The sequence below is a fragment of the Sphingobium sp. PNB genome (assembly GCF_019873065.1).
GTDB lineage: Bacteria > Pseudomonadota > Alphaproteobacteria > Sphingomonadales > Sphingomonadaceae > Sphingobium > Sphingobium fuliginis.
On the sequence record NZ_JAINEZ010000108.1, the window covers coordinates 1 to 14,468 of the forward strand.

Below are 14,468 nucleotides of genomic sequence, written 5' to 3' on the forward strand. Positions count from 1 at the left end.
ATGCTGAAAGGCCGGATACGTTTTCGCAGACTGACCAGATCATCAGACACAAACCGCTTGCCGACGGGGCGAGCCATACGTTTGCCCCACCGGCGCTGCGGTGGGCCTTGATGTAGCTGCTGTCGATCTGGCCAGTCTCCGCAATCCAGCCCTCCTCGGTCAGCGCCGCCAGGATGCGCGTCCAGATGCCCCGGCGGCTCCACCGGTTCCAACGGTTGTAGACCGTGGTCGCAGGGCCGTATTCGGAAGGACAGTCGGCCCAGCGGCCGCCGCACTTGAGCATGTGCACGATGCCGGAGATCACCCGACGGTCATCGACCCGCCGCGCTCCCGGCTGGTTCTGCGGCAGATGAGGCTCTATCGCCGCCCACGCCTCATCCGACAGCCAGAACAACGAACGCGACATATCCAAGGGCCTCCTGCTTCAGCGGAGCCCCCCTGAATCAATGTGCGTGCCGATTTTCAAGAGGATGATTGGGTTTGGACCCTAAATACGTTTTCACGCGGGGGCGACCTTGACCATCGCGACCGAACCAAACAAAGGGCCATTCCGGCTTTGCTAGGCGCGCCAAGGCCTTCTTGGTAACTGCTGCTGACACCTTGTTGACCACAGCCCCTTTGACCATCAACGCGGGGGCGCGGCCATCTCCGATGTCGCGCTCTTCATAGGTCGCTCCCCACTCTTGGAGCCAGCCTTTTATGTTCCGTTTAGGATGACGCCATGACCCATGACCAGCCGGATAGTGAACCTCGCCCGTAAACGGAGACTGGATTCCGTATTCGTCCTTTGATGAAGGGCTGCGAGCTGTCAGATTTCCTTCACGCCAAATACCTTTGGTATCGTTGTCAGGATTAGAATAACGCTTATTATCCTGCTCCGTTCTGGCAGCAGAGAGTGTCCGCGCCTTAGCTAAGTCTTTTGCATAGACCAGTACGTATTCAGTCGATGTAGATACGTGTGACTTATCGGGTCGGGGCGCAGCCGTTTTTTGCCAATTTATGATGGCTAAGCGATTTTCTTCACCAAAAATTTCGTCCATCAACATCCCAAGGCGGTAAAGCTCCCGGTGGTCGATGCAGATTGCCATGACACCACCCGGCCGCAACGTCTCCTTCATCATCCAGATACGCGGTGTCATGAATTTGAGCCATTTGCTGTGCCGAGAGCCATCATCCTCGGCGACCAGCTCGCCCAAATCCGGATCATTTGGGTCTTGGTCCCACTTGTCGTTATACCGAAAATCGGAACCGGTATTATAGGGTGGATCGGTAAGGATCAGGTCAACTTTCCCCCTGTGCCTGTAGAGGCTGACCATGGTGGAGAGATTTTCGCCGTCCCATATCTCGTTCTCACACTGTGCAGCCTCATCGCCACAAGACAGCTTCTTCGAAATGCTACTTATTTTCGGTTTAACAAGACGCGTAATCTGCCATGGAGCCGTGCGCCCCGAGTAATTCATGACTATGCCGTCCTTGCCCGCCTGATGAAGAGCTTCATCATGTTCTTGGAGCAAACGGATCAAGGCGGAGCGGGGCAGCTCATCGTAATTCATAGGGGCTCGTAACTTCTCGATTCGGCGCTGGTAATCAGTCGCATAGCATCCGTCGTTGAAGGGGCGGAATAAATTACTGCCTTAGCTTTAAGGGGTGCCAGCAATCGCCCAATGAATCTCGGTCACTACGCAAGCCTGTGACCCTAAAGAACATAATGAGAACGTCTAGCGGGGTGCAACGATATAATGTTGGCGCAGATAGGGTGCGGATTTCCCTCTGCGACGAACAAAAGAGCGAGTTCATACCAGATCAGTTTACCGCAGTTATGGAACTGCTTGCCTCACTACGGCATCTCAGCCCGTGCTACGTTTCAGTGCTACGCAGCCTTTGGAGCTGCGCGCCTAATTGCTTGATTTAATGAGATAAAAAGTAAATGGTCGGGGAGAGAGGATTCGAACCTCCGGCCCCTGCCTCCCGAAGACAGTGCTCTACCAGGCTGAGCTACTCCCCGACCGATAGCGGGTCCGTTTCGAGGCGGTCCCGCTGGGCAGGCCGCAGCCTATAGAGGCGGCTTTTCCGGCTGGCAAGCGGCCGATGCGGTTTTTTTTGGGCAGCCTATAAAAGCCCCGCCTGGCGGAAGCTGAAACGGCCTTTTCCGGTGTGGATCACATGGTCCGCCAGCGCGATCTCGATCGGCCGCAGGCGTTTCGACAGGGTCCGGGTCAGCCGGATGTCGGCCCAGCGGGGAAGGGGGCTGCCCGGCCGTTGCTGTTCGATCGCCAGCCAATGGCTTTCCCATCGCAGCAGCGCGCCCACGGTGCAGTGCCAGTCCTGATCGGCGCGCAGCCGGTGGAGTGGGCGCCATTCCTCGTCCAGGACGAGGAGGTTTAGGGAAACGCATTCACGCATGCGCGGCAGAATGGGCTTGCGCCGCGTGAGCGGTAGGGGAAGGCTGATCCCTTTCCGACCGGATGGCGGACAATTTGATCCGTTTCGCAGCATTTGGCGTCGGCGGGCCGCTTCGCTACAGGAGGGGACATTCGCCAGAATCATGAAAGTGTCCGCATGGCATCCTTCCCGCCCCATTATGAGCAGCAATATCTGGACCTGATGCGGCAGATCTGGCGGCATGGGGATGAGCGGATCGACCGGACGGGCGTGGGCACGCGGTCGATATTGGGCGCGACGATGCGCTTCTCCCTGGCCGACGATGCGGTGCCGCTGCTCACCACCAAGCGGGTCTACTGGAAAGTCGCGGCGCGGGAGATGCTCTGGTTCCTGACCGGCGACACCAACATTCGCGAACTGGTGCGGCAGGGCGTGCATATCTGGACCGACTGGCCGCTCGACAGCTATCGCCGGGCCACGGGCGAGGAGATCGACCGCGATGCGTTCGAGGCGCGGATCGTCGAGGATGAGGCTTTCGCGGCGCGTTGGGGCGATCTGGGGCCGGTCTATGGCGCGCAATGGGTGAATTGGCCGCGCTATGAGGAGGTCGGGGACGGGCTCTACCGCCGAGCCGCGCAGGGACATAACCAGATTGCCGATCTGGTCGAAGCGATCCGGACCAGTCCCGGATCGCGGCGTTTGCTGTTCACTGGCTGGAACGTGGCGGAAGTATCGCGCATGGCGCTGCCGCCCTGCCACATGACCTATCAGTTCCAGGTGGCGAACGGGCGCCTGAATGGGCTGCTGTTCCAGCGGAGCTGCGATCTGGGGCTGGGATTCGCCTTCAATATCTTCGGCCTGTCGATGATCACCCGGATGCTGGCGCAGCAATGCGAACTGGAGGCAGGCGAGATCGTCTGGCAGGGCGGGGACGTGCATCTCTACCTCAACCATGCCGCGCTGGTTGAGGAGCAGATCGACCGAATTCCATCGGGCAGCCCCAAATTGCGGATCAACCGTCGGCCTTCGAGCATTTTCGACTATCGGATCGAGGATTTCGAAGTGGTCGATTATGCGCCGCAAAGGCATATCGCCGCCCCCGTCGCCGTCTAGCGGAGGACGAGGCGCGGCCAAATGGGTCAGTAAGGCTTGCCTTTGCGGGTGTTGTAATATAATAATTGCACTGAGCAATATTATTGCAATGCACAAAAGGAGGCAGGATGAGCGACCGGATCGATTCCGACGCCGGAATGGAAGGGGCGGGGCGTAATCTGCCGCCGCTTCGGCTGCATGTGCCGGAGCCGAAATTCAGGCCGGGCGACACCGCCGATTTCAGCGATTTCGACATTCCGCCCGCGGGTGCGCAGCCAAGGCCGGACGAGACCGCGCAGCCGGGCGACATGCGCGACCTTGCCTATGGGCTGGTCCGGGTGCTGGACGAGGAAGGCGCGGCGGTCGGCCCCTGGGATCCGAAGCTGCCGCCCGAAACGCTGCTGAAGATGCTGCGGGCCATGGCGCTGACCCGGGCGTTCGACGCGCGCATGTTCCGCGCGCAGCGGCAGGGCAAGACCAGCTTCTACATGAAGTCGACGGGTGAGGAAGCCGTGTCGATCGGCGCCGCGGCTGCACTGGCCAGCGACGACATGTGCTTCCCCAGCTATCGCCAGCAGGGCATATTGATCGCCCGTGGCTGGCCCATCGTCGACATGATGAACCAGATCTATTCGAACAAGGGCGACAGGCTGAAGGGGCGCCAGCTTCCCATCATGTATTCGGCGCGGGAGGCGGGGTTCTTCTCCATTTCCGGCAACCTCACGACCCAATATCCGCAGGCGGTTGGCTGGGCCATGGCCAGCGCGGCGCGGGGCGATACGCGGATCGCGGCGACCTGGTGCGGGGAAGGGTCCACGGCGGAGGGCGACTTCCATTCCGCCTGCACCTTTGCCAGCGTCTATCGCGCGCCTGTGATCATGAATGTCGTGAACAACCAGTGGGCGATCAGCAGCTTTTCGGGCTTTGCGGGCGCCGAAGCGACGACCTTCGCGGCGCGGGCCATCGGCTATGGCATTGCCGGCCTCAGGGTCGACGGCAACGATGCGCTGGCGGTCTATGCCGCGACGCGCTGGGCCGCCGACAGGGCACGGGCCAATGCGGGCCCGACCCTGATCGAACATTTCACCTATCGGGTCGAGGGGCACAGCACGTCGGACGATCCCAGCGCCTATCGTTCCGCCGATGAGGCGAGCCATTGGCCGCTGGGCGACCCCATCGCACGGCTGCGGAAACATTGCATCGCGCTCGGCATCTGGGACGAGGAGCGGCATGCGGCGATGGACAGGGAACTGGCCGAAACGGTCCGCGACGCGGCGCGGGAGGCGGAGAAGAACGGCATCCTCGGCCACGGCCTGCACCACCCGATGGAATCGATGTTCGAGGATGTGTTCGAGGAAATGCCCTGGCACCTGCGCGAGCAGCAGCAGCAGATGCTCGACGAATGGAAGGCGGCCGGCCTGTGAGCGACATGATGAGCGAAGCGGTTACGGAAACCCACGGCGATACGGTGCAGATGAACATGATCCAGGCGATCAACAGCGCTCTGGACGTGATGATGGAGCGCGACCCCGACGTGGTCGTGATGGGCGAGGATGTCGGCTATTTCGGCGGCGTCTTCCGCGCAACGGCGGGCTTGCAGCAGAAATATGGCAAGAATCGCGTGTTCGATACGCCGATCACCGAATGCGGCATTATCGGCGTCGCGGTGGGCATGGGCGCCTATGGCCTGAGGCCAGTGCCGGAGATCCAGTTTGCCGACTATATCTATCCCGCGCTGGACCAGCTTGTGTCGGAAGCGGCGCGGCTCCGCTACCGCTCGGCGGGGGAGTTCATCTCGCCCATGACGGTGCGCTCGCCCTTTGGCGGCGGCATATTCGGCGGGCAGACGCACAGCCAGTCGCCCGAAGGCATCTTCACCCATGTGTCGGGCGTGAAGACGGTGATCCCGTCGACGCCCTATGACGCCAAGGGCCTGTTGATCGCGGCCATAGAGGATAACGATCCCACGATCTTCTTCGAACCCAAGCGCATCTACAACGGGCCGTTCAACGGGCATTACGACGCGCCGGCCAAGAGCTGGGCGGGACATGCGCAGGCGCAGGTGCCGACGGGCTATTATCGCATAAGCCTGGGCGAGGCGCGGGTGTCGCGGGCGGGCGAGGCGCTGACCATAATCTGCTATGGCACGATGGTTCATGTGGTCGAGAATATGGTTGCCGAAATGGGCGTGGATGCGGAAATCCTCGATCTGCGCACGCTGGTGCCGCTGGACATCCAGGCGATCGAGCGGTCGGTGCGGAAAACCGGGCGTTGCCTGATCGTGCATGAAGCCACGCGGACAAGCGGCTTTGGCGCGGAATTGATGGCGCAGGTGCAGGAGCGGTGCTTCTACCATCTCGAAGCGCCGATCGAGCGCGTCACCGGTTTCGACACGCCTTATCCGCACAGTTTGGAATGGGCCTATTTCCCCGGCCCGGTGCGAATTCGCGAGGCCATCAACAAGATTTTGAAGGATTGAGGGGCTGTCATGGCGCTTTTTACGTTCAGGTTGCCGGACATCGGTGAAGGCATTGCGGAAGCGGAGATCGTCGGCTGGCATGTGAAGGTCGGCGACCGGGTCGAGGAAGACCAGCCGATCGCCGACATGATGACCGACAAGGCGACGGTGGAAATGGAATCGCCGGTTGCCGGCACGGTGGTCCGGCTGGCCGGGGAGCCGGGACAGCAGATCGCCATCGGTTCCATGCTGGTGGAGATCGAGACGGAAAGAGAGGGCGAAGCGTCTGCTCCCAATGTCGAGGCAGCTCCGCCGCCCGCGATCACGGAGCCCCTGCCTGAAGCGGCGGGGGAGGGCGGCGAGCGGGGCGATCCTGCCCCAGCCGTTGCTGAGGAAAGGCCGGCCGCGCCCATGCCCTCCGCTAACCTCTCCCAGCAGGGGAGGACGGCTGCGAAGGCCGATGTGCTGGCTTCGCCCGCCGTTCGGGCCCGCGCCAGGGAACTGGGCATCGACCTTTCCCAGGTGAAGCCGAGCGGCGATCATATCCGCCATTCCGATCTCGACGCCTTTCTCCTTTACGGATCGGGGCAGGGCTATCGGCCGGCCGGGCGCTCAGAAAGGCGCGCCGACGAGGAGGTCAAGGTCATCGGCCTGCGCCGCCGCATCGCGGAGAACATGGCCGCCTCCAAACGCGCCATCCCGCATTTCTCCTATGTCGAGGAGATCGACGTCACCGCGCTGGAGGAAACCCGCGAGCAACTGAATGCCCATCGCGGCGACAAGCCGAAGCTCACCCTGCTGCCGCTGCTGATCGTGGCGATCTGCCGCGCCCTGCCCGAATTTCCCATGCTGAACGCGCGCTATGACGATGAGGCGGGCGTGGTGACGCGCTATGGCGCCGTGCATATGGGGATTGCGACCCAGACCGACGCTGGGCTGATGGTACCGGTGATCCGCGATGCGCAGGACCGCAATGTCTGGCAGCTCGCGGCGGAGATAAAAAGGCTGGCCGACGCGGCCCGCACGGGCAAGGCGAAGTCGGAGGAACTGTCCGGCTCGACGCTGACCCTCACCTCGCTGGGGCCGCTGGGCGGGGTGGCGACGACGCCGGTCATCAACCGGCCGGAAGTGGCGATCATCGGGCCGAATCGCATTATCGAGCGGCCGGTCTTCCGGGGCCGTGAAGTGGTGCCCGCCAAGCTCATGAACCTGTCGATCAGTTGCGACCATCGGGTGGTCGACGGTTGGGACGCGGCGAGCTTCGTCCAGGCGGTGCGGAAGTTGCTGGAAACGCCTGTCCTGCTGTTCGCGGATTAGGCTGTTGGTGGTGGTGAGGGATGGCGGAATGCGGCCTTCTCCGGGCTGCCGGCCCCCTTATCGGCCGTTGTCCGCCAGCACGTCCACGCTCGTCTTGCCGTCGGCCGCTTGCGTGAACAGGAGCAGGAAGGCGCTGCCGTCATCCTTGCGCGAGCCGCCCAGTACATGGTCGCCGCCCATAACCTTGTGTTCGGCATCGAAACCCGCGCGGCGCGCCTGGGTATAGTAGAAGTCCATCACGCTCTGCCATGGAACAGGGGTCACGAATGTCGCCGCGCGCAGCGTGCATCCGTCCTTTTCCGCGCCCGCCGCTTCCGTCAGCTGCGCGCCCGGATAGACGGTGAACGGTTCCGGCAGACGGCTGGCCCATTGCGCACCATGGATGAGCCGCTCGCGGCAGAAGGCGTTGCCGCCCGGCTTCTTCTGCTCGCTGGCGACGGCGGCGAGCGACGATTCGGATTCCTTGGCCTCCCCTTCGGCCGGCGCAGGCGTGGCGAGCAGCGTGCCGCCGGCGAGCTTGACGGATGCCGCCAGCGCAGCGGCAGCCTCGCCCTTCAGCGCAGGGAGTTTGGCGGTACGCTGCGGCTGGCCGGCGAGCCGCGGATCGACCACGATCTGGTTGGCGAGCGCGTCCACCGCATTATTGGTGAGCTGGGCGTCGAGCGCGTTCAGATCATCCTCCTTCTTGCCGCAACCCGCCAGCGGCAGGGCGACAAGCATCGCCAGAACATAGAAAGATCGAACAGGCGCCATGGCTTCACTCCTTCGTAAACAGGGGATGAAGAGCAAAGGTTAATTTTCCGTTAGGGGTATTGGTGAATCCGAAAATTCAATCCTGGGGCGGGCCAGTCTCTGCCAACTGGCCCGGCCGTCCGCCTTGCCCTGGCCCTGTCGACACGCCATTTGTGCAACCATGCTCAATATCCTGTCAGCTCTGATCGGCCTCGTCACCCTGATCCTGATGATCCCGGCGGTCTTTCCGCTGCTGGGAGCGCTCAACTGGCTGCTGGTGCCGGTCGCGCTGCTGGGCGCCTTTGTCGGCATGTTCTCGACCAGGAATGGCGGGCGCAATTTCTGTCTGGTCGTGGCGGCCTTCGGTGCGCTGCGGCTGTTCCTGGGCGGAGGCATCCTCTGAAATCCTCCCCGCCATCGGAACAGGCGGCCCGCCACGGCCTCATCGCGGCGGTGGCCGCCTACTGCGCCTGGGGGCTGCTGCCGATCTATTTCAAGCTGCTGCATCATGTGAATGCGGTGGAGATCGTCAGCCAGCGCGTGCTCTGGTCGCTGCTGTTGATCCTGGCGCTATTGCTGATGCGGCGCAACCTTGTCGAGTTGGTTACGATATTGCGCGACCGGCGGCTTCTTTCGGCCCTCGCCGCATCGGCCGTCCTGATCGGCATGAACTGGCTGACCTATGTCTGGGCGGTGAACGCCGGGCATGTGCTTGCCGCCAGCCTGGGCTATTTCCTCAATCCGCTGGTCACCGTCGGGCTGGGCGTGCTGCTGCTCCACGAAAGACTGCGGCGAGGGCAGTTGGCGGCGGTGGGAATAGCCGCGGTCGGGGTCGCCATCATGGCGGCGACCGCCCTCACGACGCTTTGGATCAGTGTGGCGCTGGCGCTGACCTTCGCCTTTTACGCGCTGATCCGGAAATTGACGCCGGTGGCGCCGATGGTGGGGCTGGGTGTCGAGACATTGCTGTTGATGCCGCCGGCCATGGCCTATCTGTTCTGGCTGTCGGGGCATGGCGGCGTCGGCTTCGGGCAGGACATGCCGACCACCATCCTGCTGATCGCCGCCGGCGCGGTAACGACGGCGCCGCTGCTGCTGTTCGCGACCGCCGCCCACCGGCTGCCCATGGCGACGCTCGGCCTGCTGCAATATCTGGCGCCTTCCCTGCAGTTCCTGTGCGGCATATTGCTGTTCGGGGAAAAGCTGACGGCGGGCCAGATGGCGAGCTTTGCGCTGATCTGGCTCAGCCTCATCCTGTTCGCGGCGGACGGCCTGACCGCTGCCCGCCGCAATCGCCTGGCTACGGTTTAGGCGAACTCGGTCGCCTCGAACCGGACAGGCTCGCCCACCGCCTGGTTGGCCAGTGCGTCCTCCCACATCACGCGATGCCCGCGGATGATGGTGCCGATGGCCTTGCCGGTCAGTTCCATGCCCTCGAAGGGCGACCAGCCGCAGCGCGAAGCCAGCCAGTCGCTGCCGATGGTCCAGCGCTTCTTCAGGTCCACCACGGTGAAGTCGGCATCATAGCCTAGGGCGATGCGGCCCTTGCCCACCAGGCCGAAGACGCGCTGGGGTCCGGAGGAGGTCAGTTCGATGAAGCGGCGCAGCGACAGCCGTCCCTCCGCCACATGGTTGAGCAGCAGCGGGACCAGCGTCTGGACGCCCGGCATGCCGCTGGGCGAGCCGGGATAGGGTTTCGCCTTCTCCTCGATCGTGTGGGGGGCATGGTCGCTGCCCAGCACGTCGGGCACGCCCTGGTTCAGCCAGTGCCACAGACCGTCGCGATGCGCGCCGGACCGGATCGGCGGGTTCATCTGCGCATAGGTGCCAAGGCGGGGATAGGTGTCCTCCGCCGCCAGGGTCAGATGCTGGGGCGTCACCTCGCAGGTCGCTATGTCTTTGTGACGGGCGATATATTCCAGTTCGGCGGGCGTCGTCACATGCAGGATATGGATGCGGCGGCGGGCCTTGCGGGCAAGGTCGATGATCCGCTTCGTCGCGATCATCGCGCTTTCATCGTCGCGCCAGACGGGGTGGGAGGACGGGTCGCCCTCCACGCGATGATCCTTGCGGGCGTTCATCCGCGCCTCATCCTCGGCATGGATGGCGACGCGGCGGGTGCCGCTGGCCAGCACGCGCGACAGGGCGTCGTCATCGTCGACCAGCAGGCTGCCGGTCGAGGCGCCCATGAAGATCTTGACCCCCGACGTGCCGGGAATCCGCTCCAGCTCCTTCAACCGCTCGGCATTGTCGGCGGTGGCGCCGACATAGAAGGCATGGTCGCACCACATGCGGTGATGGGCGCGCTTCAGCTTGTCGTGCACGCGATCGGCGGTGTCGGTATTGGGGTTGGTGTTCGGCATTTCGAACACGGCGGTGACGCCGCCCAGCACCGCGGCGCGGCTGCCCGATTCCAGGTCTTCCTTATGCTCCAGCCCCGGTTCGCGAAAATGAACCTGGCTGTCGATGCAGCCGGGCAGCACGTCCAGACCGGTGCAGTCGATCACCTCTGCTGCGTCGCCCAGCGCCGTGCCGATGGCGACGATCCTGCCGCCGCGCACGCCCACATCCACGCTTTCCGCCCCGCCGGGGGTGTGCACGGTGCCGTTCTTGAGGAGAAGGTCGAAAGTCATGTCGGTCTCGCCAGCTTGGGGGTGGGCTTGGATATGATGGGCGATTGTCCTACCTAAAGCCGATGACCGGCACCACCCTTACCAACCGCGCTCTCCTCAGAATTTCCGGCGAGGAGGCGAAAAGCTTCCTTCAGGGCCTGCTCACCCGCGATGTGCTGGGGCTGAAGGAAGGCGAACCGCGCTGGACCGCGCTGCTGACGCCACAGGGCAAGGCGCTGTTCGACTTCATCCTGTGGGCGGATGGCGAGGATGTGCTGATCGATTGCGAGGCGAGTCAGGCGGAAGCCTTGGCGAAGCGTCTGACGATTTACCGGCTGCGGCGCAAGGTCGCCATTGCTCGGGCCGATGAACTGGCGGCGCATTGGGCGCTGGAGGCGTCCGGCAAGCCTTTCGACCCACGTCTGTCGCAACTCGGCCATCGCTGGATCGCGCCGCCGGATGAGGGCGATGCTTCGGCGGCATTTCGGGCGCACCGGCTGTCGCTCGGCATATTCGAGGGGGTGGGCGAACTGGGACAGGACCAGATCCTATGGCTGGAAACCAATGCCGGCGAACTGGGCGGGGTCGATTATGACAAGGGATGCTATGTCGGGCAGGAAAATACCGCCCGCATGCATTATCGCAACAAGGTGAACCGGCGCCTGGTCGCGGTGCCGCTGGCGCAGGCTGACGAGAAACGGCAGAAGGCCGCGCTGGCCGATCTTGGCCTCTCCATCGAATTGCGGCGGGTGGAGGATGTCGATCCCGCGTTCCTGCCCGGCTGGCTAGCCGGCGCCGTGGCGGACCAGGCCGCCGGATGAAGCGCGCGCTTTTCGCGCTGCTGGGCGCGTGGCTGCTCATCGTTCCCGCTCAGGCGGAAACGCGCTGGACGCTCGTCCGAAGCTATCCGCACGATCCCGGCGCCTTTACCGAGGGGCTCTTCTACCATGACGGCGCCCTGTACGAGAGCACGGGTCTGGAAGGCGAGTCGGAGATTCGGAAGGTCGATCCCAAAAGCGGCAAGGTGCTGAACCGCCGGATCGTTCCTCGCCCTTATTTCGGGGAAGGCATCGTCAACTGGAAGGATCGGCTGATCAGCCTGACCTGGCGGCATCGGCAGGGTTTTGTCTGGAAGCTCGATGATTTTTCGCCGGTTTCCCAGTTCCGTTATGAAGGGGAAGGCTGGGGGCTGACGCAGGATGGGCGCAGCCTCATCATGAGTGACGGCACTGCGCAATTGCGGTTCCTGGACCCCGAAGGGCTGACCGAAGAGCGCCGGATCACGGTGACATGGAACGGCCGCCCGGTGGAGCGGCTCAATGAACTGGAATATGTGAAGGGCGAGATCTGGGCCAATATCTGGTACGACACCCATATCGTCCGGATCGATCCGCGCACGGGCGCGGTAATCGACTGGCTCGACATCGCGCCGCTCCTGAAGGCGAGCGGCGCGAAGGACAGCGAGGCGGTGGCGAACGGCATCGCCTATGACGCGAAGACCGACCGGCTGTTCGTGACAGGCAAGAACTGGGCCAGGCTGTTCGAGATCAGGATCGGGAAATGAATTGGGTGGCGGGCGTATTGGGAGCGGGGCGGTAAGGGCGCCTATTGGCCAATTACACCCGGATCGCCGTACCGTTAACGAACAGTAGCCCGATAGCTTAGCCGGCCGCTCTCCCCCGGTGAAATCTCGTCCAGCACGGTCCAGCGGACATGGGTAATGTCGGCAGGCACGGCCCGACGGGTTCCGCCCAGCGGCGTTGGCAGCCAGAGGTCGGCAAGGCGCCCCCAATGAGCACCCCCATCCACCGAAACCTGCATGGCCGGATCGCTGAGGTCGAGTTGCGTACCGCGCGGCACGGCATTGGTGACGGCCAGGCCGCGCACCGAACGGTTGCCCTCATTGCGCCAGTTGACGACGAAGATAAGCTGGTCGCCCGATCCTGCACGGTCGGCGCTTTCCAGCACGCGGCGGGCGCGGCCGTTGACGTCGGTGCTGACCCGCTCCACGAACATCTGCCGCTCCAAACGGATCTCCTGCCGTGCCGACGCAAGCTGCGGCGTCGCCGTGCAGGCGAGAGCGACGAGCCAAGCCCCCAATTTCATCCCAGTCCCCCAAGCTGTTTCCCGGCCGAATGTGGCAGCAGGTGCCGAAGATTTGGTTAAGGTCTTGTTTCCCTTGCTATCGGCCTGTTTCGCTGATGTAAATCGTCGGGCCTAAATTGACGGACCGGTGCCGCCGGTGCAGAAAAAGGGCGGCGGGCAAGGACATTTCAGGCGTGACACCCCAGGAACAGCAGGAGATCAACCGGCGGCGGGACCGCTTGCTGGCGTCGATCGCGCTGACGACAGGAATCGGGCTGGTCCTGGCGCTGCCCTTCGCCTTGAGGGAGGGGGCGGAGTTCTTCCTGCCGCTGACCGCCGCGCTGGTGATCGCCATTGCGCTGGTTCCGTTCCTGGAATGGATGGAGCGGCGGCGCGTCCCCTCCGCACTGGCGGCGCTGATGGCGGTGATCGCCTTCCTGCTGGTGGCGAATACCGCCCTCGTGCTGATCGTCGTCCCGGCGGCCGACTGGTTCCGGCTGTTGCCCGAGCGCCTTCCCCAGATACAGAATAATCTCGCTCCGTTGATCGATTTCTATTCGCAGCTTCAGCGCTTCGTCGACGAAACGGTGCAGATGCTGGCGACCGGGCCGGTGGCGGCGGCGCAGACGGCGGCGGTGGATGCGCCCCGATCGCTCCTGCAGTTCGCGGCTACCTCCGCCCCAGCGGCGATCATCCAGATGGTGTTCGCGTTGCTCATCATCTATTTCTTCCTTGCCGGCTGGACGCGACTGCGGCGGCGGACGATCAACAGCCGGGGCAGTTTCGATGGCGCAATGGCGGTGGCGCGGGTGATCCAGAATGTGGTCGACGCGACATCCGCCTATGTCCTCACCATCGCGACGATCAACCTGTGCCTTGGCCTGGCGGTGGCGTTGGCGTTGTGGCTGATCGGCATGCCTTCGCCGCTGATGTGGGGCGGAATTGTCGCGCTGCTGAATTTCGTTCCCTATTTCGGGCCGATGCTGGCGGCCGCCTTGCTGGCGCTCGGCGGGCTCATGGTGTTCGACGATGTGTGGAAGGCGCTGCTGCCCGCGGCCTTGCAGGTCGGATTCCATCTGGTGGAGGCCAATGTCATCACGCCGACGATATTGGGACGGCGGCTCACCATGAACCCCCTGCTGATTCTGGTGTCGCTGACCTTCTGGGGGTGGGTGTGGGGAACCCCGGGCGCCTTGCTGGGCGTGCCGTTGCTGATCATCATCCAGACAGTCGTGTCGGCGGCCGGAACACCGGACATCGCCGGTTTCCTGTTCGAGCGCGGCACGCTGACGGTCGACCCGCGCAAAGAAAATGACGAAAGCCGTGAAACTGATGTTGCAGGCAGTTGACAGGGGGAACGGGGCCGCATAGATGCCCGCCCACACCGAACGCGGGTGTAGCTCAGTTGGTTAGAGCGCCGGCCTGTCACGCCGGAGGTCGCGGGTTCGAGCCCCGTCACTCGCGCCACTTTCCTCAAGGGGGAAGTGGAAGGTTTTCCAGATCAGCATCGTCTGGTGGCCATTGAGGTCATCCAAGATGCCGCCCTGCGCGGGTGTAGCTCAGTTGGTTAGAGCGCCGGCCTGTCACGCCGGAGGTCGCGGGTTCGAGCCCCGTCACTCGCGCCACTTTCCTCAAGGGGGAAGTGGAAGGTTTTCCAGATCAGCATCGTCTGGTGGCCATTGAGGTCATCCAAGATGCCGCCCTGCGCGGGTGTAGCTCAGTTGGTTAGAGCGCCGGCCTGTCACGCCGGAGGTCGCGGGTTCGAGCCCCGTCACTCGCGCCACTTTCCT

At 63.5% G+C, this 14,468-nt stretch carries 15 protein-coding genes and 4 tRNA genes; 12 read left to right on the forward strand and 7 right to left on the reverse strand.

Annotation, left to right across the window (positions count from 1 at the left end; translation table 11 throughout):
* From K7W03_RS23790 to K7W03_RS23805, 4 genes are all read right to left on the reverse strand, one after another.
* Window positions 1–406: transposase (locus K7W03_RS23790; protein WP_222887514.1), on the reverse strand; the 406-nt coding region annotated here is incomplete at its 3' end.
* 37 nt (window positions 407–443) lie between these two features.
* The gene (locus K7W03_RS23795; protein WP_222887515.1) at window positions 444–1,553 is read right to left on the reverse strand and encodes a site-specific DNA-methyltransferase; all 1,110 of its coding nucleotides are present in this window, start codon (window positions 1,551–1,553) and stop codon (window positions 444–446) included.
* Window positions 1,554–1,928: 375 nt separating this feature from the next.
* A tRNA-Pro gene (locus K7W03_RS23800) sits at window positions 1,929–2,005 on the reverse strand.
* 104 nt (window positions 2,006–2,109) lie between these two features.
* Window positions 2,110–2,403, reverse strand: coding sequence for a JAB domain-containing protein (locus K7W03_RS23805; RefSeq protein ID WP_048575889.1), 294 nt, complete (start codon window positions 2,401–2,403; stop codon window positions 2,110–2,112).
* A 156-nt stretch (window positions 2,404–2,559) separates the two neighbouring features.
* On the opposite strand from K7W03_RS23805, the gene thyA reads away from it, so the two are divergent.
* The 4 genes from thyA to K7W03_RS23825 all read left to right on the forward strand — a co-directional run bounded on the left by thyA (window position 2,560) and on the right by K7W03_RS23825 (window position 7,249).
* Window positions 2,560–3,495 (forward strand): thymidylate synthase, encoded by a 936-nt coding sequence (gene thyA, locus K7W03_RS23810; RefSeq protein ID WP_222887516.1) that lies wholly within the window; start codon window positions 2,560–2,562, stop codon window positions 3,493–3,495.
* 107 nt (window positions 3,496–3,602) lie between these two features.
* On the forward strand, window positions 3,603–4,898 hold the full coding sequence (locus tag K7W03_RS23815) for a 3-methyl-2-oxobutanoate dehydrogenase (2-methylpropanoyl-transferring) subunit alpha (RefSeq protein ID WP_025550933.1): 1,296 nt from the start codon (window positions 3,603–3,605) through the stop codon (window positions 4,896–4,898).
* 50 nt (window positions 4,899–4,948) lie between these two features.
* The gene (locus K7W03_RS23820) at window positions 4,949–5,953 is read left to right on the forward strand and encodes an alpha-ketoacid dehydrogenase subunit beta (protein WP_222887521.1); all 1,005 of its coding nucleotides are present in this window, start codon (window positions 4,949–4,951) and stop codon (window positions 5,951–5,953) included.
* A gap of 9 nt (window positions 5,954–5,962) precedes the next feature.
* Window positions 5,963–7,249, forward strand: a complete 1,287-nt coding sequence (locus K7W03_RS23825) for a dihydrolipoamide acetyltransferase family protein (protein ID WP_222887517.1) — start codon at window positions 5,963–5,965, stop codon at window positions 7,247–7,249.
* A 57-nt stretch (window positions 7,250–7,306) separates the two neighbouring features.
* On the opposite strand, the gene K7W03_RS23830 is transcribed toward K7W03_RS23825, so the two are convergent.
* Window positions 7,307–8,002 carry a hypothetical protein gene (locus K7W03_RS23830; protein ID WP_048575886.1) on the reverse strand — a complete coding sequence of 232 codons (696 nt, stop codon included), beginning with the start codon at window positions 8,000–8,002 and terminating at the stop codon, window positions 7,307–7,309.
* A gap of 160 nt (window positions 8,003–8,162) precedes the next feature.
* Between K7W03_RS23830 and K7W03_RS23835 the strand changes: the two genes are divergently transcribed.
* Together K7W03_RS23835 and rarD are read left to right on the forward strand one after the other, a co-directional pair.
* Window positions 8,163–8,384 (forward strand): hypothetical protein, encoded by a 222-nt coding sequence (locus K7W03_RS23835; RefSeq protein ID WP_025550926.1) that lies wholly within the window; start codon window positions 8,163–8,165, stop codon window positions 8,382–8,384.
* A gap of 41 nt (window positions 8,385–8,425) precedes the next feature.
* Window positions 8,426–9,292, forward strand: coding sequence for an EamA family transporter RarD (rarD, locus tag K7W03_RS23840; protein ID WP_076605722.1), 867 nt, complete (start codon window positions 8,426–8,428; stop codon window positions 9,290–9,292).
* Here the strand turns inward: rarD and K7W03_RS23845 are convergent.
* Window positions 9,289–10,614 (reverse strand): dihydroorotase, encoded by a 1,326-nt coding sequence (locus K7W03_RS23845; protein WP_222887518.1) that lies wholly within the window; start codon window positions 10,612–10,614, stop codon window positions 9,289–9,291. The genes rarD and K7W03_RS23845 overlap by 4 nt on opposite strands.
* Before the next feature lie 62 nt (window positions 10,615–10,676).
* Here K7W03_RS23845 and K7W03_RS23850 point away from each other — a divergent pair, with 62 nt between their 5' ends.
* Both K7W03_RS23850 and K7W03_RS23855 read left to right on the forward strand, forming a co-directional pair.
* Window positions 10,677–11,414 carry a YgfZ/GcvT domain-containing protein gene (locus K7W03_RS23850; RefSeq protein WP_222887522.1) on the forward strand — a complete coding sequence of 246 codons (738 nt, stop codon included), beginning with the start codon at window positions 10,677–10,679 and terminating at the stop codon, window positions 11,412–11,414.
* Window positions 11,411–12,157, forward strand: a complete 747-nt coding sequence (locus K7W03_RS23855; protein ID WP_222887519.1) for a glutaminyl-peptide cyclotransferase — start codon at window positions 11,411–11,413, stop codon at window positions 12,155–12,157. Before K7W03_RS23850 ends, K7W03_RS23855 begins: the two co-directional genes overlap by 4 nt.
* A 74-nt stretch (window positions 12,158–12,231) precedes the next feature.
* On the opposite strand, the gene K7W03_RS23860 is transcribed toward K7W03_RS23855, so the two are convergent.
* On the reverse strand, window positions 12,232–12,699 hold the full coding sequence (locus K7W03_RS23860; RefSeq protein ID WP_222887520.1) for a hypothetical protein: 468 nt from the start codon (window positions 12,697–12,699) through the stop codon (window positions 12,232–12,234).
* Between the two features lie 173 nt (window positions 12,700–12,872).
* Between K7W03_RS23860 and K7W03_RS23865 the strand changes: the two genes are divergently transcribed.
* The 4 genes from K7W03_RS23865 (at window position 12,873) to K7W03_RS23880 (ending at window position 14,461) form a co-directional block, all read left to right on the forward strand.
* Complete coding sequence (locus tag K7W03_RS23865) at window positions 12,873–14,027, forward strand: AI-2E family transporter (RefSeq protein WP_044662553.1); 1,155 nt, start codon at window positions 12,873–12,875, stop codon at window positions 14,025–14,027.
* Between the two features lie 41 nt (window positions 14,028–14,068).
* Window positions 14,069–14,145: transfer RNA gene (locus K7W03_RS23870), tRNA-Asp, on the forward strand.
* An 81-nt stretch (window positions 14,146–14,226) separates the two neighbouring features.
* Window positions 14,227–14,303 (forward strand) — tRNA-Asp (locus K7W03_RS23875).
* 81 nt (window positions 14,304–14,384) lie between these two features.
* Window positions 14,385–14,461: transfer RNA gene (locus K7W03_RS23880), tRNA-Asp, on the forward strand.
* Window positions 14,462–14,468 lie beyond the last annotated feature (7 nt).

Coding starts and splice junctions, on each gene's coding strand:
- K7W03_RS23845 (WP_222887518.1), bottom strand. CDS start 10,614: ATGACTTTCGACCTTCTCCTCAAGAACGGCACCGTGCACACCCCCGGC.
- K7W03_RS23820 (WP_222887521.1), top strand. CDS start 4,949: ATGAACATGATCCAGGCGATCAACAGCGCTCTGGACGTGATGATGGAG.
- K7W03_RS23795 (WP_222887515.1), bottom strand. CDS start 1,553: ATGAATTACGATGAGCTGCCCCGCTCCGCCTTGATCCGTTTGCTCCAA.
- K7W03_RS23855 (WP_222887519.1), top strand. CDS start 11,411: ATGAAGCGCGCGCTTTTCGCGCTGCTGGGCGCGTGGCTGCTCATCGTT.
- thyA (WP_222887516.1), top strand. CDS start 2,560: ATGGCATCCTTCCCGCCCCATTATGAGCAGCAATATCTGGACCTGATG.
- K7W03_RS23835 (WP_025550926.1), top strand. CDS start 8,163: ATGCTCAATATCCTGTCAGCTCTGATCGGCCTCGTCACCCTGATCCTG.
- K7W03_RS23830 (WP_048575886.1), bottom strand. CDS start 8,002: ATGGCGCCTGTTCGATCTTTCTATGTTCTGGCGATGCTTGTCGCCCTG.
- K7W03_RS23805 (WP_048575889.1), bottom strand. CDS start 2,403: ATGCGTGAATGCGTTTCCCTAAACCTCCTCGTCCTGGACGAGGAATGG.
- K7W03_RS23850 (WP_222887522.1), top strand. CDS start 10,677: ATGACCGGCACCACCCTTACCAACCGCGCTCTCCTCAGAATTTCCGGC.
- K7W03_RS23815 (WP_025550933.1), top strand. CDS start 3,603: ATGAGCGACCGGATCGATTCCGACGCCGGAATGGAAGGGGCGGGGCGT.
- K7W03_RS23860 (WP_222887520.1), bottom strand. CDS start 12,699: ATGAAATTGGGGGCTTGGCTCGTCGCTCTCGCCTGCACGGCGACGCCG.
- K7W03_RS23825 (WP_222887517.1), top strand. CDS start 5,963: ATGGCGCTTTTTACGTTCAGGTTGCCGGACATCGGTGAAGGCATTGCG.